A 25,364-nucleotide genomic window follows, 5' to 3' on the forward strand; every position below is an offset into this window, starting at 1 on the left:
ATCGCGTGCAGGATTCTTTCGAGGGCCGGACCGCCGTGGTCACCGGCGCGTCCCGCGGCATCGGTCTCGCGGTCGCCCGCCACTGGCACGACCGGGGCGGGAACGTGGTGCTCACCGCCCGCACCGCCGAGGCCGCCGAGGCCGCCGCCGCCACGCTCGGCGAGCGGGCGCTCGGCTTCGGCGCGCACGTCACCTCCGAGGAACGGGCCCACGCCTGCCTGGAGGCCACCCTGGCCCGCTTCGGACGGATCGACGTGCTGGTGAACAACGCCGGGACCAACCCGGCGTTCGGCCCGGTGGTCGAGCAGGACCACGGCCGGTTCACCAAGCTGGTGGACGTCAACCTGTGGGGTCCACTGCTGTGGACCTCGCTGGCCTGGCGGCTGTGGATGCGCGAGCACGGCGGCGCGGTCGTCAACGTGGCGTCGTTGGGTGGGCTGTCGGTGAGCCCCGATCTCGGCCTCTACCACGTCTCGAAGGCGGCGTTGATCCACCTGACCCGGCAGTTGGCCCTGGAGTTGGCGCCCGGCGTGCGGGTCAACGCCGTCGCGCCCGGCGTGGTCCGGACCCGGCTGGCCGAGGCGTTGTGGAAGGAGAACGAGACCGGCGTGAACGCGGCGACCCCGCTCGGGCGGATCGGCGAACCCCACGACGTCGCGGAGTTGGTGGCGTTCCTGGCCTCCCGCGCGGCGTCCTGGATCACCGGGGAGACGGTCCTCGTCGACGGTGGGCAACTGCTCACCGGCGCCGCCGTCGAGCCGGTCGGCGTCTGAGATGGCGCTCGACGTCACCGCACTCGGCCACTGGCTGCGGCGGTCCGGACAGCAGGTGGTCGAGCCGTTGACCGCGAACCGGATCGGCCTCGGCCAGTCCAACCTCACCTATCTGCTGACCGATGCGGCGGGCTGGCGCGGGGTGGCCCGCCGCCCGCCGCTCGGGCACCTGCTCGCCTCGGCGCACGACGTCGCCCGCGAGCATCGCATCCTGACCGCCCTGGGCCGGACCGGCGTACCGGTCCCCGGCGTGCTGGGCCTGTGCCGCGACGAGCGGGTCGCGGACGTTCCGGTGCTGGTCGTCGAGCACGTCGACGGCCTCGTGGTGGACCGGCTGGAGACCGCCGAGGCGATGCCCCCCGGCCTGCGCCGCGCCGTCGGCCTGGAACTGGGCCGCGTCCTCGCCGACCTGCACGCCGTCGACCCGGCCGAGGTCGGCCTGCACGACCTGGCCAGCCACGCCCCGTACGCGCAGCGGCAGTTGCGGCGGTGGTCCCGGCAGTGGGCCGAGAGCCGCACCCGCGAGCTGCCCGAGCTGGAGAAGCTGACCGACCTGCTCCGGGATCGGGCTCCGGAACCCGGTGACCTGGTGCTCGTGCACGGCGACTTCCACCTGGTCAACCTGATCGTGGACCCCTCCTCCGGCGCCGTCCGCGCGGTGCTGGACTGGGAACTCTCCACGCTCGGCGACCCGCTGGCCGACCTGGGCAGCCTGCTGGCCTACTGGCAGGAGCCGGGCGACCCGCCGCTGGGCCTGTTCAACGCCGCCCGCCTGCCCGGCTTCCCGTCCCGGGCCGAGATCAGCGCGGCCTACGCCGAGCGCTCCGGCCGGGACCTGGCGGCGCTCCCCTTCTGGCACGTGCTCGGCCTGTGGAAGGTCGCCATCATCCTGGAGGGCGTGTACCGCCGCGCGCTCGACACACCCGCGAACGCGGCGCGACCCGGCACCCTCCCGGACCGCGACGTCGTCGACCGTCTCGTCGCCCAGGCCTGGTCCGTCGCCCGGCACACCGGCCTCGACCGTTAGGCGGGCACGGGAAGACCTCGTTCCACACTGGAGTCAGCGTTCGGTCACGCTCCGTGCATGTGTCAGCATTTGTCTTGTTGGCGCTTGCGTCTGCGACACTGTCGTTCAGTCGCTGGAGGGTGATGAGTCATGGTCGATGATCGGCATCTGGAGCAGGAGTTGCCATCCCTCGACACCCTGGCCGCCCGGCTGGAATACCTGTTCGACCGGATCCGGCCGGTCCCCGCGGAACTCGGCGAGTCCGACGAGCCCGGTCGGCGGTACACCAACAAGGAGATCGCCGACAAGATCAACGCGACCGCGCCCGAGACCGGCGTCTCGATCAGCGCGGCCTACATCGGGGAGCTGCGCCGCGGCGTGGCAAGCGATCCCCGCACCTCCCACGTACGCGCCCTGGCCGCCGCCTTCGGCGTCAGCTCCGGCTACTTCGTCGACGACGCGGCGGCACGGCGGATACAGGAACAGATCACGCTGCTCAGCGAGCTGCGCCGGATGGACGTCAAGCAGGTGGCGCTGCGCCAGGTGCTCGTCGACAACGGATTGTCCGCGCGGGACACGCAGCTCGTCGAGCAGATGGTCGCCCGACTGCGCGCTGTCACCGACGCGGGCGGCCCGGGCGGGACGAGCACCGCACCAGACGATCTCCGATAGCCGTGTTGATCCTTCGGTGGCAGTACGCCGACGAGCGGGGGAACCCAGACGTGACGTTGCACCGACTGCGCAAGCGCTGCGAGCAGATAGCCGGGGAGGTGGAGATACCGCAGCCGTTCGACATCCAGCGGCTGTGCGACCTGCTCGGGGAACGGCGTGGCCGGCCCATCCATCTGATGCCGATCCGGCTGCCGGCCCTCACGGTGTGCGGCATGTACGTGCCGACCGGGGAGTTCGACGCCATCTTCTTCGAGCAGGACACCTCGCCCCTGCACCAACTGCTGATCATCGGTCACGAGCTGGGTCACCTGCTCGCCGGTCACCGGACCACCCAGGTCCTGGACCCGGAGGCATCCCGGCTGCTCCTGCCCGACCTGGACCCGCGGCTGGTCCAGCGCAGCCTCAGCCGGAGCAACTACGCGGCCGCGGAGGAGCGCGAGGCCGAGATGATCGGCTCACTGCTGCTGCGCCGGGCCCGCGCCGGCCGCGTCGTCGAACCGGAATCGCCGCTGGACAGCCGACACACCGAGTTGTACAGCCGACTCCGCCACTCGCTGGAACACCCCGACTGGTAGCCGAGATGGACACCATCCTCTACACCGTGTGCGCGGTCGCCGGCTGGTTCGCGGCCGGCTACATGCTGCGGCTCCAGCGGCGGCAGCCGAGCCCGGCCCGGGGCGCGATCTGCGTGGCGCTCGGCGCCTTCGCCGCCGGCATCACGATCGCCATCCCACCCGTCGCGGCCGGCATCGACGACGTGTCCGGGCTGCCGAACCTCGCCAAGGTCGTGTCCCACGGCTGTGCCATGACCATCGCCGCGAGCGCCGAGCACATGCTGCTGCACCTCTCCCTCCCTCCGGCGAAGGCGGCGGCCCGCAGCCGGATCTGGGTGTGGGTCACCAGTGGCGCCTTCCTCGCCATGGTCGCCCTGTTCGCCTACACGCTCACCTACGACCAGCCGGTGCTCCTGACCGTCGAATACGCGCGGGATCCCGCCGTCACCGCGTACCTGCTGATCTTCATGCTGGTCGGCTTCTTCGCCTACTGCACCGACATCTCCCGGCTGTGCTGGCGATTCGCCCGCATCTGCGGGCGACCGTGGCTGCGCCGAGGTCTCCGCCTCACCGCCGTCGGCGCCGCGTTCGCGCTGCTCTACAGCACCAACAAGATCGTCTACCTGGTCGCCTACTGGTCCGGCCACCGGCCGGGCGGCGAACGGCAGATCGCCGCCGTCCTGGTCACCATCGGCGCGCTGCTCATGATGACCGGCCTCACCATGCCCGCGTGGGGCCCGATCCTCACCATCACCCGACGCTGGGACGACTACCGCTCGTACCGGCAGCTCGAACCGCTGTGGCGGGACCTCGTCGCCGCCCTGCCGGAACTCGAACTCGACCCCAGCCTGCGCCGACCCCTCGGCGCCGTCCGCGACATCGACTACGCCCTGACCCGCCGGGTGGCCGAGATCCGCGATGGCCGCCTCGCCCTGCGCCCGTACACCGACGTCCGGGTGACCGAGCTGGCCGGGCAGTTCGCCGAGCAGGCCGGCCTCACCGCCGACGAGCAGCGGGCCAACGTCGAGGCGGCCCACCTCGCCTGCGCCCTGCGGCGCCACCGGGCCGGGCGCGTCGCCCCGGTCCCCCAGCCGGCGGACGAGTTGCACCGCCCCGAAGGCGGCTACGCCGGCGAGATCGGGTGGCTGGCCCAGGTCACCACCGCCTACACCCGGTCCCCCGTGGTGGCCCGGACGCTCGTCGCGGCCCGCCTCGCCGCCGCCCAGGACACCCCGAACCGGGTTGGAGACGCCCCACGATGAGACAGCGCTACGCCAACCTGACCCGCATCCGCGCGCTGGACCCCGAGCACGACTGGCTGGACATCTACCAGACCATGCTGCGGTCGGAGTTCCCGTGGGACATGAAGCTGGGGCTCAACCTCGCGTTCAACCGGTCCTTCTCCATCCCGGCCATCGCCGCGGTGCACACCGGCACCGGCGAGCTGACCGAACGCACCCAGAAACGCATCGACGACACCGGGCTGCTGATGTACGAGATGGTGCTCAACGGCTTCGACCAGCCACGCGGCCGGGAGGCGCTGCGCCGGGTCAACCAGATCCACCGCCCGTACGACATCCCCAACGAGGACTACCTCTACGTCCTCGGCTGCCTCGTGGTCGTCCCCACCCGGTGGCTCCAGCGCTACGGCTGGCGCCGGCCGTGCTGCCACGAGCGGCGGGCGACCCACCTGTTCTACCGGGAGCTGGGCCGGCGGATGGGCATCACCGGCATTCCGGGCTCCTACGAGGAGTTCGAGACCTGGTTCGACGCCTACGACGCCGCTCACCTCACGCCCAACGACGACGCCGCCGCCATCGAGCGCGCCACCCGGTCGTTGCTGCTCGGACGGATCCCCCGGCCGCTCGCGCCGCTGGGCGACGGGCTGGTCAGCGCTATGTACGACGAGCGACTGCGGCAGGCGACGCGGGTCGACGCACCGGCGTGGCCGGTCCGGGTCGGCCTGCACGTGGCGCTCACGCTGCGGGCTCGGCGGCAACGGTGGCTCGGGGCCCCGCGGAAGACACCGCTGTTCGCCGACGGGATCAGGACGAAAACGTATCCGGATGCGTACGAGATCAGCAAGCTCGGGCCGCAGCCGAGCGGGACGGCCGAGCGACCCGGCACCTGAGCGTCCGAGGTCGACCCGGGCCGGGCCCGGCGCGGGTCCGGCGCGGGTCCGGACGACACCCGCGCCGTCCAGCAGGGAAAACGGCGGAACGGCCGCGTCGACGCGCCGTTGCGGTGACGTCCCGCCAGCGAGACAGATCCTGGCCGACGCCGTCGCCTTCTCCTATTCTCGACCCGGCCCGGCCGCGGTGGAAAAGCGCGTCGACGAATGCGCGACATTGCCCGGCGGACCGCCCCGACGCACTATGTGCGCAATTGGCGAGGGCGGTGACGGATCGGGCCCACGCCGGCTCGATCTCGACCGACACTCCGAAGGAGAAATCATGCGCGTGCTGGTGACGTCCTGTTCCGAGCGCACATTCCTCCAGATGATGGCGCCCGTCGCCTGGGCCCTGCGCACCGCCGGGCACGAGGTCTGCTTCGCCAGCCAACCCGAGCTGACCGAACAGATCACCCGCACCGGCCTGGCCGCGGTGCCGATCGGCCGCAACCGGGGCGCCTGGCGCATCGCCGCGCTGCACGTCGACGAACGGGAGGCCGGCCGTCCCGACCTGCCGGCGCCCTACGACGCGCCGGTCCTGCCGCCGGACGAGCGGGACTGGGCGACGATGCGCGACGGCTACGAGGCGTTCACCACCCGCTACCACGGCGGCGGCTGGCACGTCACCGACAACTTCCCGATGATCGCCGACCTGGTGGCGTACGCCCGGCAGTGGCAACCCGACCTGGTGCTGTGGGAGCCGACCACCTACGCCGGCGGCCTCGCCGCGCAGGCGTGCGGCGCGGCACACGGCCGGCTGCTGTGGAGCATCGACGTGTTCGGCGCGGCCCGGGAGATCTACCTCGACCTCGCCGCGCGGCGACCGGCGACCGACCGGGAGGACCCGATGGCCCGCTGGCTCGGCGGGTTCGCGCGCAAGCACGGCTTCGAGTTCTCCGAGGAACTCATCACCGGCCAGTTCTCCATCGACCAGCTCCCCGGTTCGCTGAGCCTGGGCGCCGACGGCCACGACTACCTGCCGGTGCAGTACATCCCCTACGCGAGCGCCACGGTCGTGCCGAAGTGGCTGTGGGAGAAGCCCGAACGCCCGCGCATCGCCGTCACCCTCGGCATCACCGCGACCGACCGGTTCAACGGCTACGCCGTCGACCTGCAGGACGTGCTGAACGCGCTGGCAGACCTCGACGTCGAGGTGGTCGCCACCGTGCCGGCGAAGAACCAGGCGGAGCTGACCTCGGTGCCGGCGAACGTCCGGCTGGTCGACTGGGCGCCGCTGCACGCCCTGGTGTCGACCTGCGCCGCGGTGATCAACCACGCCGGCCCGGGAACGCTGCTGACCTGCGCGGTCGCCGGTGTCCCGCAGTTGACCCTGCCGTTCGACTTCGACGAGCCGGAACTCGCCCGCCGCGCCGCCGAGCAGGGCGCCGCCCTGGTCGTCCGGCCGCAGGAGGCGACCCCCGAGGCGATCCGGGCGGCGGTGCGGCGGCTGCTCGACGAGCCCCGGTTCGCGTCCCGGGCGGTCGCGCTACGGGACGAGATCCGGGCGTTGCCCTCGCCCAACGACCTCGTGGCGGAGCTGGAACGGCGGGTCGAGCGCCACCGCGCCACGCGGGAGCAGCGATGCGCGTCCTGATCACCTCGATCCCCGAGCCGACCCACGTGCTCAAACTCGTGCCGCTGGCGTGGGCGCTGCGCGCCGCCGGCCACGAGGTGCGGGTCGCCAGCCTGCCGCGGCTCACCACGCTTGTCGAGGAGGCCGGCCTGACCGCCGTCCCGGTGGGGCGCGACGTCGAGGTCAACCGGGCGATCAGCGCGGACGAGCGGGAGGAGCACCGGCGCGGGCTGCCGCCGCCGTACCACATCGCCGAGCACGGCCCGGACGACAGCCGGTGGGCCGAGGACCTCGAGGCGTACCGGCTCTTCGTCCGTTGGGAGTTCCAACTCCAGAACCAGCCGCTCGTCGGCGGCCTGGTCGACTTCTGCCGGCAGTGGCGCCCGGACCTGGTGCTGTGGGAGCCGAACACCTACGCCGGCCCGATCGCCGCCCGCGCCTGCGGTGCCCGGCACGGCCGGGTCCTGTTCACCACCGACGTGTACGGCGTCACCCATGAGCACGTCCGGCAGCGGCTCCGGACCGGCCCGGACGGTGCGTCCGACCCGTTGGCGGACTGGCTGGGCGGCTACTGCCGGCGCTACGGCCTGGACTTCGCCGAGGACCTGGTGCACGGCGAGTTCACCGTGGACCAGTCGCCGCCGTCGCTGCGCCTGCGCGCGCCCGGCGTGGACTACCTGCCGATGCAGTACGTGCCCTACGGCGGACGCGCGGCCGTCCCGGCCTGGCTGTGGCAGCGGCCGAGCCGCCCCCGGGTGGCCCTGACGCTGGGCCTGAGCGCCACCGAGCACTTCGGCGGCTACACCTTCGCCGTCGGCGAGGTGCTGGACGCCCTGGCCGACCTGGACGTCGAGATCGTCGCCACCGTCGCCGGGGCGGCGGCGCCGGCCGGACCCGTGCCGGCGAACGTCCGGCTGACCGGGTTCGCCCCGCTGCACGCCCTCGCGCCCACGTGCGCCGTCGTGGTCAACCACGGCGGGTTCGGCACGGTGAGCACGGTCGCGCGCTACGGCGTGCCGCAACTGGTCCTGCCGTACCACTTCGAGGGGCCGCTGCTCGCCGGCCGGCTGGCCGCGCGCGGCGCCGCCGTGGTCCTGGGCCCCGACGAGGTCGGCGGCGCCGCCGTCCGGCGGCAGGTGGCGCGGCTGCTCGACGAGGACGGTTTCCGGGCCGGCGCGGCGGCGTTGCGCGACGAGATCCTGGCGCAGCCCACGCCCGCCGGCGTCGTACCCCGGCTGGAGGAGCGGGTGCGCGGCTGAGCGAGGTCGGCCCGGCCGCCGCGGCGGCCGGGCCGCCGCGTCAGGAGGAGACGGCGGGCGGGGACTCGATCTGGGTGGCCGCCGCGCGGTCCAGGCTGTCGACGATCCACACCATCAGGTCCTGCTGGGTCACCTCCGCGGCCTGCTGCCAGAGCTGGCGGCGGTCGGCGATGAGGTTGAGCTGGATCTGCACGACCGGGTCGGCCGGCTCACCGCCGTTCCTGCTGGCCCGGATCTGGCGGCGCAACTCGTTGCGCGACCAGGTGAACTGCTCGGCGCGGGTCAGCCAGAGGTCCTGCTGGTCGGTGTCGAGGCTGGCCACCTCGGCGTGGTGCTGGAAGCTGAGCCGCTCGCGACGGCGTTCCGGGGCGAACTGCCGGGCGACCCAGGCGTAGTTGCGCAGCGTCTGGTAGTCCAACGAGGTCTCGGCGATGGCCCGCTTGTAGCGGTCCGGGAAGTTCGCCTGGCCGAAGATCAGCCAGTCCCCCAGCCACCAGCCGGAGGAGTCCGTGATGACGAATATCTGGCGGCCCAGGTTACGCCACACATCAATGGGCATGTCCTGTGGAATGGTGAGCGCGGTGCGCCTGGTCATCGCTTTTCCGTCGATCGCGAGCCGACCCCGCCCAGCGACCGCACCAGATGGCTTATGTGATGTGTTCATCGAATTGACCATTCCCGTTCCCCCGTCATAAAAATGCTCCGACGTGAACTAGGCCGGAAGTATGCCGGAGGCGAACGCGACTCGTCTACACGCCGTCTAAACGCGAGATTGATACAAAATGGTGAACTCGTCTAGCCGACTCAGCCGCGCGCTTCGTGGACCAGGATCGCCACCTGCACCCGGTTGGCGCAGCCCAGCTTCGTCATCAGCCGTGACACGTACGTCTTCACCGTCGCCACGCTCATGAACAACTCGCCGCTGATCTCCGCGTTGGACTTACCGGCGGCCACCGCCCGGGCCACCTCCCGCTCCCGGTCGGTCAGCCCCTCGACCGCCCGCCGCGCGGCGGTCACCCGGACCTGCTGCTCGTCCTGGTCCTCCACCCGCACCACGTAGTCGATGAGCCGTCCCACCACCGCCGGCGAGAGCATCGACTCCCCCGCCGCCACCGCCCGGACCGAGTCCTGGATCTGGCGGGGCGGCATGTCCTTGAGCAGGAAGCCGTTCGCGCCGGCCCGCAACGCGCGCAGGATGTGGTCGTCGGTGTCGAAGGTGGTCAGCACGATCACCGCGGGCGGCTGCGCCAGCGCCCGCACCTCGGCCGTGGCGGAGAGCCCGTCCAGACCGGGCATCCGGATGTCCATCAGCACCACGTCCGGACGCAGGTCCCGCACCGCGGTCACCACCTCGGCGCCGTCCGCCGCCTCGCCGACCACCTCGATGTCGGCCGCGGCGCCCAGCACCGCGCAGAGCCCCGCCCGCACCAACGCGTTGTCGTCGACCACCAGAACTCTGATCACGTCGGCCACGGTAGCCAGGCTTCCAGTTGGAAGACCACGCCGCCTTCCGGGACACGCTGCACGCCGTACGAGAGGCGACCGCCGGCCAGCTCGACCCGCTCGGCGAGGCCGAGCAGACCGGAGTGGCTGCCCGGAACCCCCGTCCCGGGCCCGCTGACCAACGGGTTGCGCAGCCGCACCCACAGCTCGCCGGTCCCGGCACGGTCCACCAGCACGTCCACCGGCGCGCCCGGGGCGTGTTTGCGCGCGTTGGTCAGGCCCTCCTGCACGAGCCGGTAGACCGTCCGTCCGACCACGTCCGACGGCTCCCCGGTGACCCGCCGGTCGACGTGCACGACGGCGCCGACACTGCGGCCCTCGGCGAAGAGCCGGTCCAGGTCGGCCAGGCCGGGCTGCGGACGCAGGCCGGCCCCGTCACCACCGGCCCGCAACACGTCCAGGATCCCCCGCAGGTCCTCCAGCGCGTCGTGTGACTGCTGCCAGATGGCCGCGACCGCCCCGGTCACCTCGGCCGGCAGGTCGGTGCGGACCTCCAGGGCGCTGGCCTGCAGGCTGACCAGCGAGATCCGGTGGGCCAGCACGTCGTGCATCTCGCCGGCGATGCGGTGCCGCTCCTGCACGCGCAGACGCTCGGCCCGCTCGTTCGCCTCGGCCTCGGCGCGCTCGGCCCGCTCGCGCAGCACCCCGATCGCCTCCCGCCGGATCCGCGCGGTGCTGCCCGCCGCCAGCGCGACGAGGATCAACGCCAGGTAGAGCACGTTGGCGTCGAAGGCGCTCAGGTCCGGGGCGGGCCGCACCACCGAGTAGGGGACGTAGACCAGCAGACCGACGCCGACGGTCGTCGCGGCGACGGACCAGCTCCGGTGCGCGCTCACCGTCCAGACCGCGACCAGGACCGCGACGACGGCCAGGTCGGTGCCGGCCAGCACCAGCGTCAGCAGCACCGCGACGGCGACCGGGAAGCGGCGACGCCACCACAGCGCCACCGCGCCGAGCACGGCCAGGCCCAGCGCCGCGGCCAGCGCGTCCCCGGCCAGCCGCCCGCTCTCCTCGGCCTCACCGGCGATGACCAGGGCGGCGAGCGCGGCAGCCGCCACGAGACCGAGGTCGACGAGGCGGCTGCGCACCGGTCCGCTCAGGCGGGGACGGATCACGACTTGACGAGCGGACGCCAGAACTGCCGCGTGCCCTCGTCCCGCACCACGTACCCCATCTTCTCCAACGTCGCGGCCAGGCTGCGGACCTCCGGCTGGGCCTTGGTCCGCAGCGCCGACTGCCGGGCCGCGAGCACGTCGTCGGCCGTCTCGGGCAGCTCCGCGGAGCCGGCACTCCACGGCCGGAACAGATCGGCGTACGGGTCGCTGTCGTGCCACGGGTAGCCGTGCCGGCGGAAGCCCTCGGCGAGCGTCGACCGCGACGCCTCGTGGGTGTCGCGCAGCAACTGGCGGGAGTGCTGGTCGAGCACCACGAGCTTCTTGCCGTCGAGGAAGACCGCGGACACGTCGTCACGGGCGAACGTGCGGACCTGGTCGTCCTTGTCCACCCGCATGTCGGCGTCGGTGACGGTGACCCGCATCGACTCGCGCGCGGCGGTGAACACCACCACCAGCGCCAGCAGGAGCCAGATGGTCAGGTTCACCGCGATCTCCCACGGCTTGTCGATCGCGCCGACGAACCGGAACACCGGCTTGAACGGCAGTGCCGTGTCCCAGCTCAGCGCCCAGCGGGCCAGCGCCGGCAGCCCCAGGCCCAGCAGCAGGACCAGCAGCGGGATGCCGACGAACATCACCAGGCGGTCGGCGAACGGCACCGCCAGCACGGTCTGCCCGGCGGCGGTGTCCGAACCCGACCGAGGGCCTTCGCGGAACTCCTTGGTGGCCATGAGGTACACCTTCCGACTCGTTCGGGCACCCCGCACGCGGCCCGGCTCGACCCCTACGCTAATTGCCCGACAATGCACGGCGCCAGTCATCGAAAGTCGTTGCCGCAGCGGTCGCCCGAATCGCCACGGCGACCCACCGAAACGCCCCTGTGCTGCGCTTTTCCGCGCTCGGCCGCCCCGTGCGGTCGAACGCGCCGGCACCGGCGGAATACTTTTGGCTAATCCCTTGTCAACTTCGGGCGCTAAAGACCGCGTGCGTGTTCCGCGTCCTCGTGCACGCGCTGCGGCGGTGAAATACTCGGGCCGGACGAGTGGCGCGCCGATTCGCTTTCGCCTCGACGACGGCGACACCGCCACAGCTCGCGGAAAGCCCCGTGACCGCCGATCCGTTCCGTTGCCAGGGCGCGCCCACGCGCCCGCCAGTGACAGGGAGCCGTCATGACCAGCAACACCGCCGTGCCCGACACCGGCACCGCCGACCCGGAGACCGGCGAGGTCGCCGCCCGCACCGAGGAGATCACCAAGGTGTACGGCACGGGCGACGCCCGGGTCGTCGCCCTGGACGCGGTGTCCCTGACCATTCCCCGGGGCCGGTTCACCGGCATCATGGGGCCCTCCGGCTCCGGCAAGTCGACCCTGATGCACTGCCTCGCCGGGCTCGACGTGGTCGACTCCGGTCGCATCCTGATCGGCGACCAGGACGTCACCCGGCTCAACGACAAGCAGCTCACGGCGCTGCGCCGGGACCGGGTCGGGTTCATCTTCCAGTCGTTCAACCTGATCCCCACGCTCACCGCGCTGGAGAACATCGTCCTGCCGTTGCGCATCGCCGGCCGTCACCCGGACCAGCAGTGGTTGGACAAGGTGGTGGACACCGTCGGCCTGCGCGACCGGCTGCACCACCGGCCGACACAGCTCTCCGGCGGCCAGCAGCAGCGCGTCGCGTGCGCCCGGGCGCTGGTCAGCAAGCCGGACGTGATCTTCGCCGACGAGCCGACCGGCAACCTGGACTCGCGGTCCGGCGCGGAGGTGCTCGCCTTCCTCCGCGACTCCGCGCGCACCACCGGCCAGACCATCGTCATGGTCACGCACGACCCGGTGGCCGCCGGCTACACCGACAACGTGGTGTTCCTGGCCGACGGCCGGGTCGTGGACCGGATGGTCGACCCGACCGCCGACCGGGTCCTGGACCGGATGAAGCGCCTGGAGCACGCGCCGGCCGGCGGCGAGGAGCTGGCCCGATGATGGCGAGACTCGCGCTGCGCAACCTGTCCGCGCACCGGCTGCGGCTGCTGTTCACCGCGGTCGCGGTGGTGCTCGGCGTCTCGTTCGCCGCCGGCACCATGATCTTCCGGGACACCGCGTCCCGCGCGTTCGAGGACGCCTTCGGCGACCGCTCCCAGGCCCGCGAGGTGTCCGTCGCGCCCAAGCAGCCGTTCACCGGCGAGGGCGCCCAGCCGCGCCTGATCGACGCCGCGACGGTGGAGTCGCTCAAGGGCAAGGTGCCCGGCGCCGACCAGTTCCGCAGCGTCGTCGAGGGCTACGCGGTGGTGATCGACCGCAACGGCGAGGTGGTCGGCGGCGACGGCGTGGCACACCGGGGCCGCGCGTACGTCGAGGGCGGGCCGGAGTCGAAGATGCGCATCGTCACCGGTCGGGCCCCGACCGCGGAGAACGACCTCGTGGTGGAGGAGCAGACCGCGGCGGAGGGCGGCATCGCCGTCGGCGACTCCGTGCCGGTGGTGACCCGCAGCGGCCAGCGCACGATGACCGTGGTGGGCGTGTTCACCCTGGGCGAGGAACGCATCGGCGACGTCGTCACCTACGTCGGCTTCTCCCCCGCCGTGGCCGAACAGCTACTCACCCGCCCCGGCCACTACTCGGCCGTGTGGGTGCGCCCCAAGGCGGGCGTCTCCCAGGAGCAACTGGCCGCCCAGCTCACCGCCGCGCTGCCGGCCGACTACGAGGTGAGCACCGCGCAGCAACTGGTGGCGGACGCGCGGGAGCGGATCAAGTCCTTCTTCGGCCTGCTGAGCGCGTTCCTGCTCGCCTTCGCGGGCGTCTCCGTCCTGGTCGGCTCCTTCATCATCTTCAACACGTTCACCATGCTCGTCGCGCAGCGCACCCGGGAGATGGCGCTGCTACGGGCGGTCGGCGCCAGCCGGCGGCAGGTGACCCGGGCGGTGATCGTCGAGGCGCTCGTCGTCGGCGTCGTCGGGTCCACCGGCGGTATCGGCGTCGGCGTCGGCATCGCGCTCGCGCTACGGGCCCTGTTCTCGCGGTTCGGCACGGAGCTGCCGAGCGGCTCACCCGTCGTCACGCCGGCGACCGTGCTGTGGGCGTACGCCATCGGCACGCTCGTCACCGTGGCCGCCGCCTACCTGCCGGCCCGCCGGGCGGCGCGGATCCCGCCGATCGCCGCGCTGCGCGACGAGGTGGCGCTGCCGACCCGCTCGCGCCGGATCCGGCTGGTGTTCGGGGTGCTGGTGGCCGTCGTCGGCGGGCTGGTCGTGGCCCTGTCGTTCGGGTCCGAGCGCGACGAGGCGCCGATCCTGCTGGCCCTCGGCGGCATCCTGCTGCTGTTCGCCCTCGTCCTGCTCGGGCCGGTGCTCAGCCGCCCGGTGGTCCGGCTGGTCGGCTGGCCGGTCGCCCGGCTCGGCGGCATCGCCGGGCAACTCAGCCGGCGCAACGCCCACCGCGACCCGCGCCGCACGGCGGCGACCGCCTCCGCCCTGATGATCGGGCTGGCCATGGTCTCGGTCGCCACGGTCGTGTCCAGCTCGCTGAGCGCCTCCGCCGACCGCCGGCTCGACCGCGAGTTCGGCGCCGACTTCTCGCTGGACTCCCGCGGCCTGACCGGGTTCGGCCCGCAGGCCGCCGACCAGGTCGCCGCCGTGCCCGGGGTGCGTGCGGTCACGCCGGTGCGGCTGGGCACCATGCGCATCGACGGGGAGGAGGCGCCGGTCACCGTGGCCGACCCCGCCGCGCTCGTCACGCCGGTCAACCTGCGGATCGAGACCGGCCGGGCGACGCTCGGCGCCGACGAGATCCTGGTCGAGCGCAGCGCCGCCGACGAGCTGGGGCTGAAGGTGGGCAGCACGACGCCGGCACAGTATCCGGACGGCGCCCGCGTCACGCTGCGGGTGGTCGGCGTCTTCGCCGACAACCAGGTCCTCGACCGGCCGTACCTGGTCGGCACCGCCGGCTACCTGGCGCACTCCGACACCGACCAGTTGCAACGCGCGTACGTCGACGTGGACGACGCGCAGCAGGCCGCCGCCACCGAGCGGATCAGGTCGGTGCTGCGCGCCTACCCGGCGGTGCAACTGCGGGACCGGCAGGACGCCAAGGACGACGCCCGGGCCGAGATCGAGCAGGTGCTCAACGCCATCCTGGCGCTGCTGGTGCTGTCCATCCTGGTCGCCGCGATCGGCATCGTGAACACGCTCGGCCTGTCGGTGGTGGAACGGACCCGGGAGATCGGGCTGCTGCGCGCCGTCGGCATGGGCCGCGGGCAGGTCCGGGCGATGATCCGCTACGAGTCGGTCGTCATCGCGCTGTTCGGCACCGCGCTGGGCCTGGCCCTCGGGGTGGGGCTCGGCGTCGCCGCGCAGCGCGCGTTGTCGTCGAACGGCATCGAGGTGCTCGACCTCTCCGTCGGCCGGTTGGCGCTCTATCTGCTCGCCGCGATCGGCATCGGCGTGCTGGCCGCGCTCTGGCCGGCCTGGCGGGCGGCGCGGATGAACGTGCTGGACGCCATCTCCCAGCGCTGATCGACACGGCTGCGGCCGGCGCCGTCGTCCCGCCAGCGAGACAACGGCGCCGGCCACGCTTGACGGCCGGCGTCGTTTGCGCAAATCTGCACCGAGCCTGGCCGCGCCATTTCGCGTCGGTGTCGGCTCTCCTTTTTCACCAGTGATTCACCGAGGCCATCGTGGCGCACCGGAGATCAGTGATGCAGCCTTACCCGAATACCGAGACATTGCGTCCGCCGACCGAAGCGACGTCCCGCCCCGAGCGGTGGAAACTCCGCCCGCCCCGCAATCGCATCGAGAAGAGAGCAATCATTCTCTGGATGCTGCACGCCGCACTCACCGCCATTGTGGTGCTCGGCGGATGCGGCATCGCCTATGCGACGGCGGAATCATCGCGGCCGTATCTGGGTCCGGTCATCGCGGTGCTCGCGGCCTTCTACGTCGTCTACATCCCGCTCATGCCGACCTGGCGTTACCTGGTGCACCGGTGGGAGGTCACCGACGAGGCCGTGTACGCCCTCAGCGGCTGGTTCGAGCGCGAGTGGCGCATCGTCCCGATCTCGCGGATCCAGAGCATCAACACCGTCAAGGGGCCGCTGCAGCAACTGCTCCGCGTGGCCACCATCCGGGTCACCACGGCGTCACGCGAGGGCAGCATCTCCATCCGGGGCCTGGACGCCGAGGTCGCCGAGACCGCCGCGCACCGGCTCACCGAGATCACCGAGTTGACGCCCGGGGACGCGACATGAGCGGTTCCCCGACCGCGGTGACCGCGCCGGAGCCGGCCGGTACGGCGGATGCGGCGGGCACGGCGGCGGAGCCGTCCGCCGAGCCGCCGTGGCGCCGGCTCGACCGGCGGGTGATCTGGCTGGACCTGGTCATGTTCCTGCTCTCGCTCACCCCGTCGTTCGTGGCGCTCGTCGTGCTCGACGTGGACTTCTCCGACGGCGCGTTCGGCATCTGGCCGCTGGCGGTGGCGACCTTCCTCGGCGTGACCGGCGCCGTCCGCGACCTGCTGCGGTGGATGAAGACCCGCTACCGGATCACCGACGAGCGGGTGGAGTTGCGCGTCGGCTGGTTGCACCGCAGATACCGCTACGTGCCCCGCGACCGGGTCCGCAGCGTGGACGCCACCGCGCGGCTCCGGCACCGCCTCGCCGGGCTGCGCATCGTGCACATCGGCACCGGCGAGGCCCAGCCGGCGCTGCGGCTCAACGCCGTGTCGGTGGCGGCCGTGGCCGGCTTCCGCCGGGAGCTGCTGGTGGCGGCCGGCACCCGCCCCACCGCAACCGACACCGCCGACACCGCCGACGCGGCGGACGGCACCGACGCCCCGGCCGCCACCACCCCGGAGACACCGATCGCCGAGCTGCGCTGGTCGTGGCTGCTCTACAACCTGGTCAACATCTGGGCGTTCCTGGCCGCGGGTTTCCTGCTCTGGTCCCTGTTCTGGCTCCTGCAACTGGTCAACGTCGACCTGCGCGACGTCGTCGGCGGGCTCGTCGACTGGCGGGAACTGGGCACCGGTTGGTCCGCCGTGATCATCATGGCCGGGTCGTTCCTGCTGGGCGTGATCGGTCTCGGTCTCGGCTTCGTCACCGAGAACTGGAACTTCCGGCTGGTGCGCGCCACCACCGAGAACGGCACCGCGCTGCTGACCCGGCGCGGGCTGACCCAGACCCGGGAGATCTACCGCGACGACCGGCGCCTGCGCGGCGTGCACACGAGCGAGCCGCTGTTCTGGCGGTGGCTCGGCCTCGCCGAGACCGAGGTGGTCTCCACCGGGCTGGCCGGGTGGACCGCCGGGCAGGAGTCGGCGAGCGTCATCCTGCCGCGTACCCGGATCGGGTACGCCCGGCGGGTGGCCGCCGACGTCCTCGCCGACGGGGTCCGCCCGCTGGACGTGCCCACCCGGGCGCACCCGCGGGCGGCGCTGTACCGGCGGCTGCTCTGGGCGGTCGGGCTCCCGGGCGGGCTCGCCGCCGCGCTGGCCTGGCTCGCCCCGACCAGCACGGTGCCCGACCGGCTCTGGCTGTACGCGCTGGCGGCGACGCCGGTCACCCTCGTGCTGGCGGTGATCGCCCACCGGTCGCTGGGCCACACGCTCGTCGAGCCGTACGTGGTCACCCGCTACGGGCTGGCCCGGCGTTACACCACCGCGTTGCAGCGGCGGGCCGTCATCGGGTGGAAGTTCCGGCAGTCGCTGCTGCAGCGGATCTTCGGTCTGACCACCCTGGGCATCGCCACGGCCGCCGGCGCCCGCCACTACGAGGTGCCGGACCTCGGCGCGGCACAGGCGGTCGCGTTCGCCCACGAGACCACTCCGGACCTGCTGGCCGCCTTCGTGGTCCGGACCGAGCCGACGCCCGTCGCGGCAGCCGAGGACCCGCAGCCCCCGGCCGCCGCGCCGGGCAGTGAAGGGTGGGAGCAGGAATGCGACAGACCGAGCTAGCGCCGGGGCTCACCTCCAGCGCCATCGGCCTGGGGTGCAGCTCCATGTCGCACGGCTACAGCCCGGGCGAGCGTGACGACCGGGAGTCGGCGCGGGTGATCGCGCGCGCCGTCGACCTGGGCGTCACGTTGTTCGACACCGCCGACGTCTACGGGCCGTTCCGCAACGAGGAGCTGCTCGGCGCGACCCTGCGGCCGTACCGGGACCGGGTCCGCGTCACCACCAAGTGCGGCCTGACCGCCGGGCCGGACGGGCGGTTCCGGCGCAACGGCCGACCCGACTACCTGCGCTCGGCGTGCGAGGGGTCGCTGCGCCGCCTGCAGGTGGAGGCGATCGACGTCTACCAGTTGCACCGGGTCGACCCGGCCGTGCCGCTGGCCGAGACGTGGGGCGCGCTGGGCGCGCTCGTCGCCGAGGGCAAGGTACGCCACCTGGGCATCTCCCACGCCACGGTGGAGGAGCTGGACCTGGTGCACGCGGTGTGCCCGCTGAGCGTGGTGCAGTACGAGCTGTCCGTCTGGTGCGCCCAGTCGTTGCAGGACGTGATCCCGTGGTGCCGGCGCAACGGGGTGGGATTCCTCGCCTTCGCGCCGCTCGGCCGCGGCTACCTGTCCGGCACGGTGCGGCCCAGCTCGCTCAGCGACGGTGACTCCCGGATCCGCGACCCACGTTTCCAGCCCGCCGCGATGCGGGCGAACCAGGCCATCGTCGACGGTCTGACGGCCGTCGGCGCCCGCCACGGGGCCACCGCGGCCCAGGTGGCGATCGCCTGGACGCTGGCGTTGGGCGAGGGCATCGTGCCGATCCCGGGCACCCGCCACCGCCGCTGGCTGGAGGACAACGTCGCCGCCGCGCATCTGCGCCTGACCGGCGACGACCTGCGGGACATCGCCGCGTTGCCGGTCGCCACCGGCCGCATGCGCTGGGACGACGACAGGTACGCCGACCGGGCCCGGCCGGCGGTCACCACCGGCTGACCCGCCGACGAACAGAGAGGGATCGACTCCGTGATCTTCCCGCACACCGAGTCCCGCCGGATCGCGCTCCAGCCGGCCAGCACCGGGGACTCGTCGCTGTTCATGCAGACCCTGCTGCGTACCGGGTTGGAGAGTTTCCGGCCGGCCGCGTCGACGGTCGGCATGTTCAAGATCCTCAACGCCGCGTTCCTGGTGCTCAACCGCAGCAGCGACGACGTGCTCGGCTTCGCCACCCTGCACGGCCTGGACCCGGCCGGGCACCTGCGGTGCGGCATCTACCTGGACCCGCCGAAGACCCGCTTCGGCATCGGCGCCGAGGCCACCAACCTGCTGCTCAACTACGCGTTCGCCTGCTTCAACATCGACCGGGTCGTCGCGCAGACCACCGAGGCCAGCTTCGACGCGTTCGGCCTCGGCCGGGGCGACGGGCGCGAGCGGCAGGTGCTGGCCGAACACCTGTGGTTCCGCGGCCAACTGTGGGATCTGCACACCTTCCAGATCCGGCGCGACGAGTGGGAGGAGCACGTCGACCTCCGGCTCGACGGCATCCTGCCGGCCCCGCTCGACTGGCGTACCGCCCCGCGGTGACCGCCGCCGGCCCGCACCGCCCGACCGTTCGCACCACCACGCGACCCGAAGGAGCTTGCCGTGTCAGGTGAGGCATCGAAACAGTTGGTCACCGTGCTCGGCGCCTCCGGCCTGCTCGGCACGGCCATCACCCGGCAGTTGGCCCGGCGTCCGGTCCGGCTGCGGCTCGTCGGCCGGCGCTGCCCGGTGGCGCCGGCCGGGCACCGGGGCGAGGTCGAGACGCGGGCGGTCGACCTGACCGAACCGGGCGCCGTCGCGGACGCGGTGGCCGGCGCGGACGTGGTCGTCCACCTGGTCGCCCACATGGGCGGCGCCGGCACCTGGCGGGTGGCCGCCACCGACCCGACCGCCGAACGGGTCAACCTGGGCCTGGTGCACGACCTGATCGGCGCGGTCCGCGCGCAGCGCCCCCACACCCCGCCGGTGGTGCTGTTCGCCGGGTCGATGTCGCAGGCCGGTCGCAGCGCCGGCCGGCTCGACGGCACCGAGCCGGACCGCCCGCTGACCGCCTACGACCGGCACAAGCTGGCCGCCGAGCAGGCGATCGAGGAAGCCCACCGGGAGGGGCTGCTGCGCGGCGCGACCCTGCGCCTGGCCACGCTCTACAGCCAGGGCAGCGACGCGAGCGCCCTCGACCGGGGCGTGGTGGCCTCGATGACCCGCCGCGCGTTCGCCGGCCAACCGTTGACCATGTGGCACGACGGCAGCGTGACGCGCGACCTGCTCTGCGTCGACGACGCCGCCGCCGCGTTCCTCGCCGCGATGGACCGCCCGGAGCCGGTCGTCGGGCGGCACTGGCTCGTCGGCACCGGCCAGGCCACGAGCGTCGCCGAACTGTTCCGGGCGATCGCCGCGGCGGTGGCCCGGCAGAGCGGCCGAGACCAGGTGCCGGTGGTGTCGGTGCCGCCGGCCGAGCACTCCATGCCCACCGACCTGCTCGACTTCGTCCTCGACCCGTCCGCCTTCCAGCGGGCCACCGGCTGGCGACCGGCCGTCGCGCTGCCCGACGGACTGCGCGGCATGGCCGCCGCCGTCGGGCGGGAACTCGCCGCCGCCGACGCGGCGTGACGGGGGCGTCCGCGATGCGCGTCCTCTTCGTCACCTACGCCGAACGGACGCACTTCCTGGCGATGGCGCCGCTCGCCTGGGCGCTGCGCACCGCCGGCCACGAGGTGCGGTTCGCCAGCCAGCCCGCGTTCGTCGACGAGATCACCCAGGCCGGGCTGACCGCCGTGCCGGTGGGCCGCTACCGCGATCCCGGGCGGGCGCTCGAACTCACCCCCGGGTGGCAGACCGCCGGGCGGGCGGGACTGCCCCGCCCGTACGACGTGGCGCAGCGGCACCCGGACGACATCGGCTGGCCGTACCTGCGCGACGAGTTCGCCCGGCAGGTCAAGGACTGGCACAAGTACGAGAACGTGCCGATGATCCCGGACCTGGTGGCGTTCGCCCGGGCCTGGCGGCCGGACCTGGTGATCTGGGAGCCCACCACCTACGCCGGGCCGATCGCGGCGAAGGCGTGTGGCGCCCGGCACGGCCGGGTCATGTTCAGCCTCGACATCTACGGTGTCACCCGCGACCACTACCGCCGGCTGCGGGCCCAGCAGCCGCCGCACGACCGGGGCGACGCGCTGGCCGAGTGGCTCGACGCCTACGCCCGCCGCCACGGCGGGGAGTTCACCGAGGACATGATCACCGGCGAGTTCACCATCGACCAGTTTCCGCGCTCGTTGCGGATGGAAGCGGACCTGACCTACCTGCCGATGCGCTACGTGCCCTACGGCGGGCCGGCCGTCGTGCCGCAGTGGCTGCGGGACGCGCCCCGTCGACCCCGGGTGGCGATCACCATGGGCCTGGTCGCCACCGAACGCTTCGACGGCTACGCGGTGAACCTCCAGGACATCCTCGACTCGCTTGCCGACCTGGAGATCGAGGTCGTCGCGACCGTCGCCGAGGCGGAGCAGCGGCGGCTGGCCCGGATCCCGGACAACGCCCGGCTGGTGCCGTTCGTGCCGCTGCACGCGCTGGTTCCCACCTGCGCCGCGGTGATCCACCACGGCGGGTTCGGCACGCTCTCCACCACCGCGCTGCACGCGGTGCCGCAGCTTGTCCTCCCGCTGCACTTCGACGAGCCGGCCCTGGCCGAGGGGCTGGCCCGGCAGGGCTGCGCCATCCACCTGCCGGCCGAGCGGGCCACCGGCCCGGCGGTCCGGGACGCCCTGCTGCGCCTGCTGGGCGAGCCCGCCTTCGCCGACGGCGCGCACCGGATGCGCGAGCAGATGCGGGCGCTGCCCACCCCCAACGAGATGGCCCGCCGGCTGGCGGCGATGGTCGCCGACCGCCGGCCGGTCACCACCGGCTGAGAGGAGACCGACGTGCGCGTGCTGTTCGCGGTCAACCCGGAGAAGACCATCTTCCAGTACCTGGTGCCGATGGCGTGGGCGCTGCGGACCGCCGGCCACGACGTGCGCGTCGCCAGCCAGCCGGCCTTCGCGCAGGTCATCACCCAGGCCGGGCTGACCGCCGTGCCGATGGGCAGCGACCGCAACCCGTGGCGGGTGACCACCCACCGCCGGCACACGCGGGAGGCGATGCGCGAGGGCTTCATGGTCCCCTACGACGCGTTCGACGACCCGGCCAAGGCGACCTGGGAGCACCTGTCCAGCGGGTACGCCGAGGCGATCCGGATGTGGCACAAGCCGCAGAACTTCCCGATGATCGCGGCGTTGGTGGACTACGCCCGCTACTGGAAACCCGACCTGGTCATCTGGGAACCCATGACCTTCGCCGGATCCATCGCCGCCAAAGCCTGCGGCGCCGCCCACGCCCGCCTCCTGTTCGGCCTCGACGTCTTCGGCGGCGTCCGCCAAACCTTCCTCGACCTACACCGCCAACAACCCCCCGACCAGGCCACCGACCCCCTCATGACCTGGTTCGACGGCTACGCCCGCCGCTACGGCTTCGACCTCACCGAAGACCTCGCCACCGGCCACTTCACCATCGACCAGTTCCCCGCCACCCTCCAGACCGAAGCACCCGGCCTGCACTACCTCCGCATGCAATACATCCCCTACGGCGGCCCCGCCACCATCCCCGAATGGCTCACCACACCACCCACCCGACCCCGCGTCGCCCTCACCATGGGCCTCAGCGCCACCGAAATCTACGACGGCTACACCCTCGACATCGGCGACCTCATCCACACCCTCGCCGAACTCGACATCGAACTCGTCGCCACCATCGCCGAACACGAACAACCCGCCCTCGGCACCCTCCCACCCAACGTCCGCGTCGTCCCCTACGTCCCCTGGCACGCCCTCGCCCCCACCTGCGCCGCCGTCATCCACCACGCCGGCGCCGCCACCCTCGCCACCACCAGCCGCCACCCCGTCCCCCAACTCGCCCTGCACTACCACTTCGACCAACCCCAACTCGCCCACAAACTCGCCACCCACGGCGCCGGCCTCCAAATCCACACCAGCAACGCCACCGGACCCACCGTCCGCGACGCCGTCCACCGCCTCCTCACCGAACCCCACTTCCACACACGCGCCACCGACCTCGCCCACGAAATCACCACCCTCCCCTCCCCCAACCAGATCGTCCCCCACCTCGAAACCCTCACCGCCCACCACCACACCCCCTGACCCACCAGGAGAACCCCCATGCGCGTCCTGTTCGCGGTCAACCCGGAGAAGAGCATCTTCCAGTACCTGGTGCCGATGGCGTGGGCGCTGCGGACCGCCGGGCACGAGGTGCACGTCGCCGGCCGACCCGCGTTCGCGAAGATCGTCATGCAGGCCGGGCTGACCGCCGTGCCGATCGGTCACGACCGGGACAACTGGCGGGTGGCGAAGATGGCCCCGGACGCCCACGCCAAGGTGCGGGCCGGCATCCCCGCGCCCTACGACGCGTTCGACGACCCGGCGAAACAGACCTGGGACTACCTGGCGCCCGGGCTGGCCCAGGCCGTGTCCGGCTGGCACCGCGGCAGCAACTTCCCGATGATCGCGGCGTTGGTGGACTACGCCCGCTACTGGAAACCCGACCTGGTCATCTGGGAACCCATGACCTTCGCCGGATCCATCGCCGCCAAAGCCTGCGGCGCCGCCCACGCCCGCCTCCTGTTCGGCCTCGACGTCTTCGGCGGCGTCCGCCAAACCTTCCTCGACCTACACCGCCAACAACCCCCCGACCAGGCCACCGACCCCCTCATGACCTGGTTCGACGGCTACGCCCGCCGCTACGGCTTCGACCTCACCGAAGACCTCGCCACCGGCCACTTCACCATCGACCAGTTCCCCGCCACCCTCCAGACCGAAGCACCCGGCCTGCACTACCTCCGCATGCAATACATCCCCTACGGCGGCCCCGCCACCATCCCCGAATGGCTCACCACACCACCCACCCGACCCCGCGTCGCCCTCACCATGGGCCTCAGCGCCACCGAAATCTACGACGGCTACACCCTCGACATCGGCGACCTCATCCACACCCTCGCCGAACTCGACATCGAACTCGTCGCCACCATCGCCGAACACGAACAACCCGCCCTCGGCACCCTCCCACCCAACGTCCGCGTCGTCCCCTACGTCCCCTGGCACGCCCTCGCCCCCACCTGCGCCGCCGTCATCCACCACGCCGGCGCCGCCACCCTCGCCACCACCAGCCGCCACCCCGTCCCCCAACTCGCCCTGCACTACCACTTCGACCAACCCCAACTCGCCCACAAACTCGCCACCCACGGCGCCGGCCTCCAAATCCACACCAGCAACGCCACCGGACCCACCGTCCGCGACGCCGTCCACCGCCTCCTCACCGAACCCCACTTCCACACACGCGCCACCGACCTCGCCCACGAAATCACCACCCTCCCCTCCCCCAACCAGATCGTCCCCCACCTCGAAACCCTCACCGCCCACCACCACACCCCCTGACCCACCAGGAGAACCCCCATGCGCGTCCTGCTGTGCACGCTCCCGCAACGCACGCACTTCCTGACGATGGTGCCGCTGGCGTGGGCGTTGCGGACCGCCGGCCACGAGGTCCGGGTGGCCAGCCTGCCCCGGCTCACCGACCTGATCACCGACGCCGGCCTGACCGCGGTGCCGGTCGGGCGGGACGTCGACGTCGAGCGGATGGACCGCCCGGAGGACCGGGCACAGTGGCGGCGCGGGCTACCCAAGCCGTACGACCTCGCCGAGGTCGGCGCGGAGAACGTCGACTGGGCCGAGCTGACCGAGTCGCACCGGGCCTTCACCCAGTGGGGCCACCGGCTGCACAACCAGCCGATGATGGCCGACCTGGTGCGCCTCGCGCAGCAGTGGCGCCCCGACCTGGTCCTGTGGGAGCCGAACACGTTCGCCGGCGCGATCGCCGCGAAGGCGTGCGGCGCGGCGCACGGCCGCCTGCTGTTCACCATGGACGTGTACGGCGTGACGCACGCCCACATCCGCCAGGTCAACAGCCGGCTCGTGCCGCCGGAGCGGGACGACGCGCTCGCCGAGTGGCTCGAGTCCTACGCCCGGCGGTACGGCTTCGCGTTCACCGAGGACCTGGTGTCCGGCCAGTTCACCGTCGACCAGCTCAGCCCGTCGCTGCGGATCGGGGCGCCGCTGCACTACGTGCCGATGCGCCACATCCCCTACGGCGGTCGTGCCGTCGTACCGCCGTGGGTGTGGGCGCCGCGGTCACGGCCGCGGGTGGCGCTGACCCTGGGCCTGAGCGCCACCGACCACTTCGACGGCTACACGCTCAACGTCGCCGACGTGCTCGACTCCCTCGCCGACCTGGACGTCGAGGTGGTCGCCACCATCGCGGCGGCCGAGCAGCCGAAGCTGCCCCGGGTGCCGGACAACGTCCGGGTGGTCGACTACGTGCCGCTGCACGCGCTGGCGCCGACCTGCGCCGCGGTGGTCAACCACGGCGGGTTCGGGACGTTGAGCACGGTCGCGCGCTACGGCGTGCCGCAGCTCGTCCTGCCGTTCCACTTCGAGGGTCCGCTGCTGGCCGGCAAGCTGGCCGCGCAGGGCGCCGGCCTGGTGGTCCAGCCCGGCGCCGCCACCGGCGCGACCGTCCGGGAGCAGCTCGGGCGTCTGCTGGACGAGCCGGTCTTCCGGGAGCGGGCCGAGGCCCTGCGGGCGGAGATCGAGGCGTTGCCCACGCCCAACGAGGTCGCCGGGCAACTGGTCGAGCTGACCGCCAAGTACCGGGCCGGCTGACCGCGCCGCACGCGAGGG

Annotated in this window: 23 protein-coding genes; 19 read left to right on the top strand and 4 right to left on the bottom strand. The window is 72.6% G+C overall.

Features of this window, described 5'->3' with window-relative positions; all coding sequences use genetic code 11:
* Positions 1–5 precede the first annotated feature (5 nt).
* The 8 genes from O7619_RS21890 (at position 6) to O7619_RS21925 (ending at position 8,007) form a co-directional block, all read left to right on the top strand.
* Positions 6–773 carry an SDR family oxidoreductase gene (locus O7619_RS21890; protein WP_282283129.1) on the top strand — a complete coding sequence of 256 codons (768 nt, stop codon included), beginning with the start codon at positions 6–8 and terminating at the stop codon, positions 771–773.
* 1 nt (position 774) lies between these two features.
* Entirely contained in the window at positions 775–1,800 is a 1,026-nt protein-coding gene (locus O7619_RS21895) for a phosphotransferase family protein (protein WP_282283131.1), read from the top strand.
* A 129-nt stretch (positions 1,801–1,929) separates the two neighbouring features.
* On the top strand, positions 1,930–2,451 hold the full coding sequence (locus tag O7619_RS21900) for a hypothetical protein (protein WP_282283132.1): 522 nt from the start codon (positions 1,930–1,932) through the stop codon (positions 2,449–2,451).
* A gap of 50 nt (positions 2,452–2,501) precedes the next feature.
* Positions 2,502–3,026: a hypothetical protein gene (locus tag O7619_RS21905; RefSeq protein ID WP_282283133.1), complete on the top strand. Its 525-nt coding sequence runs from the start codon at positions 2,502–2,504 to the stop codon at positions 3,024–3,026.
* A 5-nt stretch (positions 3,027–3,031) separates the two neighbouring features.
* Entirely contained in the window at positions 3,032–4,267 is a 1,236-nt protein-coding gene (locus O7619_RS21910; protein ID WP_282283134.1) for an MAB_1171c family putative transporter, read from the top strand.
* On the top strand, positions 4,264–5,136 hold the full coding sequence (locus tag O7619_RS21915; protein ID WP_282283135.1) for an oxygenase MpaB family protein: 873 nt from the start codon (positions 4,264–4,266) through the stop codon (positions 5,134–5,136). Before O7619_RS21910 ends, O7619_RS21915 begins: the two co-directional genes overlap by 4 nt.
* Positions 5,137–5,458: 322 nt before the next feature.
* Positions 5,459–6,769, top strand: a complete 1,311-nt coding sequence (locus tag O7619_RS21920) for an activator-dependent family glycosyltransferase (RefSeq protein ID WP_282283136.1) — start codon at positions 5,459–5,461, stop codon at positions 6,767–6,769.
* The gene (locus O7619_RS21925; RefSeq protein WP_282283137.1) at positions 6,757–8,007 is read left to right on the top strand and encodes an activator-dependent family glycosyltransferase; all 1,251 of its coding nucleotides are present in this window, start codon (positions 6,757–6,759) and stop codon (positions 8,005–8,007) included. The genes O7619_RS21920 and O7619_RS21925 overlap by 13 nt, the downstream gene beginning before the upstream one ends.
* Positions 8,008–8,047: 40 nt before the next feature.
* On the opposite strand, the gene O7619_RS21930 is transcribed toward O7619_RS21925, so the two are convergent.
* From O7619_RS21930 to O7619_RS21945, 4 genes are all read right to left on the bottom strand, one after another.
* The gene (locus tag O7619_RS21930) at positions 8,048–8,602 is read right to left on the bottom strand and encodes an LmbU family transcriptional regulator (RefSeq protein WP_282283138.1); all 555 of its coding nucleotides are present in this window, start codon (positions 8,600–8,602) and stop codon (positions 8,048–8,050) included.
* Between the two features lie 209 nt (positions 8,603–8,811).
* Positions 8,812–9,480: a response regulator transcription factor gene (locus O7619_RS21935; protein WP_282283139.1), complete on the bottom strand. Its 669-nt coding sequence runs from the start codon at positions 9,478–9,480 to the stop codon at positions 8,812–8,814.
* On the bottom strand, positions 9,468–10,625 hold the full coding sequence (locus O7619_RS21940; protein ID WP_282283140.1) for a histidine kinase: 1,158 nt from the start codon (positions 10,623–10,625) through the stop codon (positions 9,468–9,470). The genes O7619_RS21935 and O7619_RS21940 overlap by 13 nt, the downstream gene beginning before the upstream one ends.
* Positions 10,622–11,353, bottom strand: coding sequence for a hypothetical protein (locus tag O7619_RS21945; protein ID WP_282283141.1), 732 nt, complete (start codon positions 11,351–11,353; stop codon positions 10,622–10,624). The genes O7619_RS21940 and O7619_RS21945 overlap by 4 nt, the downstream gene beginning before the upstream one ends.
* A 438-nt stretch (positions 11,354–11,791) precedes the next feature.
* On the opposite strand from O7619_RS21945, the gene O7619_RS21950 reads away from it, so the two are divergent.
* The 11 genes from O7619_RS21950 to O7619_RS22000 all read left to right on the top strand — a co-directional run bounded on the left by O7619_RS21950 (position 11,792) and on the right by O7619_RS22000 (position 25,346).
* Positions 11,792–12,598: an ABC transporter ATP-binding protein gene (locus O7619_RS21950; protein ID WP_282283144.1), complete on the top strand. Its 807-nt coding sequence runs from the start codon at positions 11,792–11,794 to the stop codon at positions 12,596–12,598.
* The gene (locus O7619_RS21955) at positions 12,595–15,126 is read left to right on the top strand and encodes an ABC transporter permease (protein ID WP_282283146.1); all 2,532 of its coding nucleotides are present in this window, start codon (positions 12,595–12,597) and stop codon (positions 15,124–15,126) included. The genes O7619_RS21950 and O7619_RS21955 overlap by 4 nt, the downstream gene beginning before the upstream one ends.
* A 302-nt stretch (positions 15,127–15,428) precedes the next feature.
* Positions 15,429–15,857: a PH domain-containing protein gene (locus tag O7619_RS21960; protein ID WP_282283148.1), complete on the top strand. Its 429-nt coding sequence runs from the start codon at positions 15,429–15,431 to the stop codon at positions 15,855–15,857.
* A complete protein-coding gene (locus O7619_RS21965) occupies positions 15,854–17,560 on the top strand; it encodes a PH domain-containing protein (RefSeq protein WP_282283150.1) in 1,707 nt (568 codons plus the stop codon). Before O7619_RS21960 ends, O7619_RS21965 begins: the two co-directional genes overlap by 4 nt.
* A complete protein-coding gene (locus O7619_RS21970; RefSeq protein ID WP_282283151.1) occupies positions 17,542–18,537 on the top strand; it encodes an aldo/keto reductase in 996 nt (331 codons plus the stop codon). The genes O7619_RS21965 and O7619_RS21970 overlap by 19 nt, the downstream gene beginning before the upstream one ends.
* A 30-nt stretch (positions 18,538–18,567) precedes the next feature.
* On the top strand, positions 18,568–19,125 hold the full coding sequence (locus O7619_RS21975; protein WP_282283152.1) for a GNAT family protein: 558 nt from the start codon (positions 18,568–18,570) through the stop codon (positions 19,123–19,125).
* A 60-nt stretch (positions 19,126–19,185) separates the two neighbouring features.
* Entirely contained in the window at positions 19,186–20,193 is a 1,008-nt protein-coding gene (locus O7619_RS21980; protein WP_282283153.1) for an NAD-dependent epimerase/dehydratase, read from the top strand.
* 14 nt (positions 20,194–20,207) lie between these two features.
* Positions 20,208–21,488, top strand: coding sequence for an activator-dependent family glycosyltransferase (locus tag O7619_RS21985; protein WP_282283155.1), 1,281 nt, complete (start codon positions 20,208–20,210; stop codon positions 21,486–21,488).
* Between the two features lie 12 nt (positions 21,489–21,500).
* On the top strand, positions 21,501–22,772 hold the full coding sequence (locus tag O7619_RS21990; protein ID WP_282283156.1) for an activator-dependent family glycosyltransferase: 1,272 nt from the start codon (positions 21,501–21,503) through the stop codon (positions 22,770–22,772).
* 18 nt (positions 22,773–22,790) lie between these two features.
* Complete coding sequence (locus O7619_RS21995; protein WP_282283157.1) at positions 22,791–24,062, top strand: activator-dependent family glycosyltransferase; 1,272 nt, start codon at positions 22,791–22,793, stop codon at positions 24,060–24,062.
* Between the two features lie 18 nt (positions 24,063–24,080).
* Complete coding sequence (locus O7619_RS22000) at positions 24,081–25,346, top strand: activator-dependent family glycosyltransferase (RefSeq protein WP_282283159.1); 1,266 nt, start codon at positions 24,081–24,083, stop codon at positions 25,344–25,346.
* Positions 25,347–25,364: the final 18 nt, after the last annotated feature.

Source organism: Micromonospora sp. WMMD998, from assembly GCF_029581235.1.
In the GTDB taxonomy this organism is placed as follows: Bacteria; Actinomycetota; Actinomycetes; order Mycobacteriales; family Micromonosporaceae; genus Micromonospora.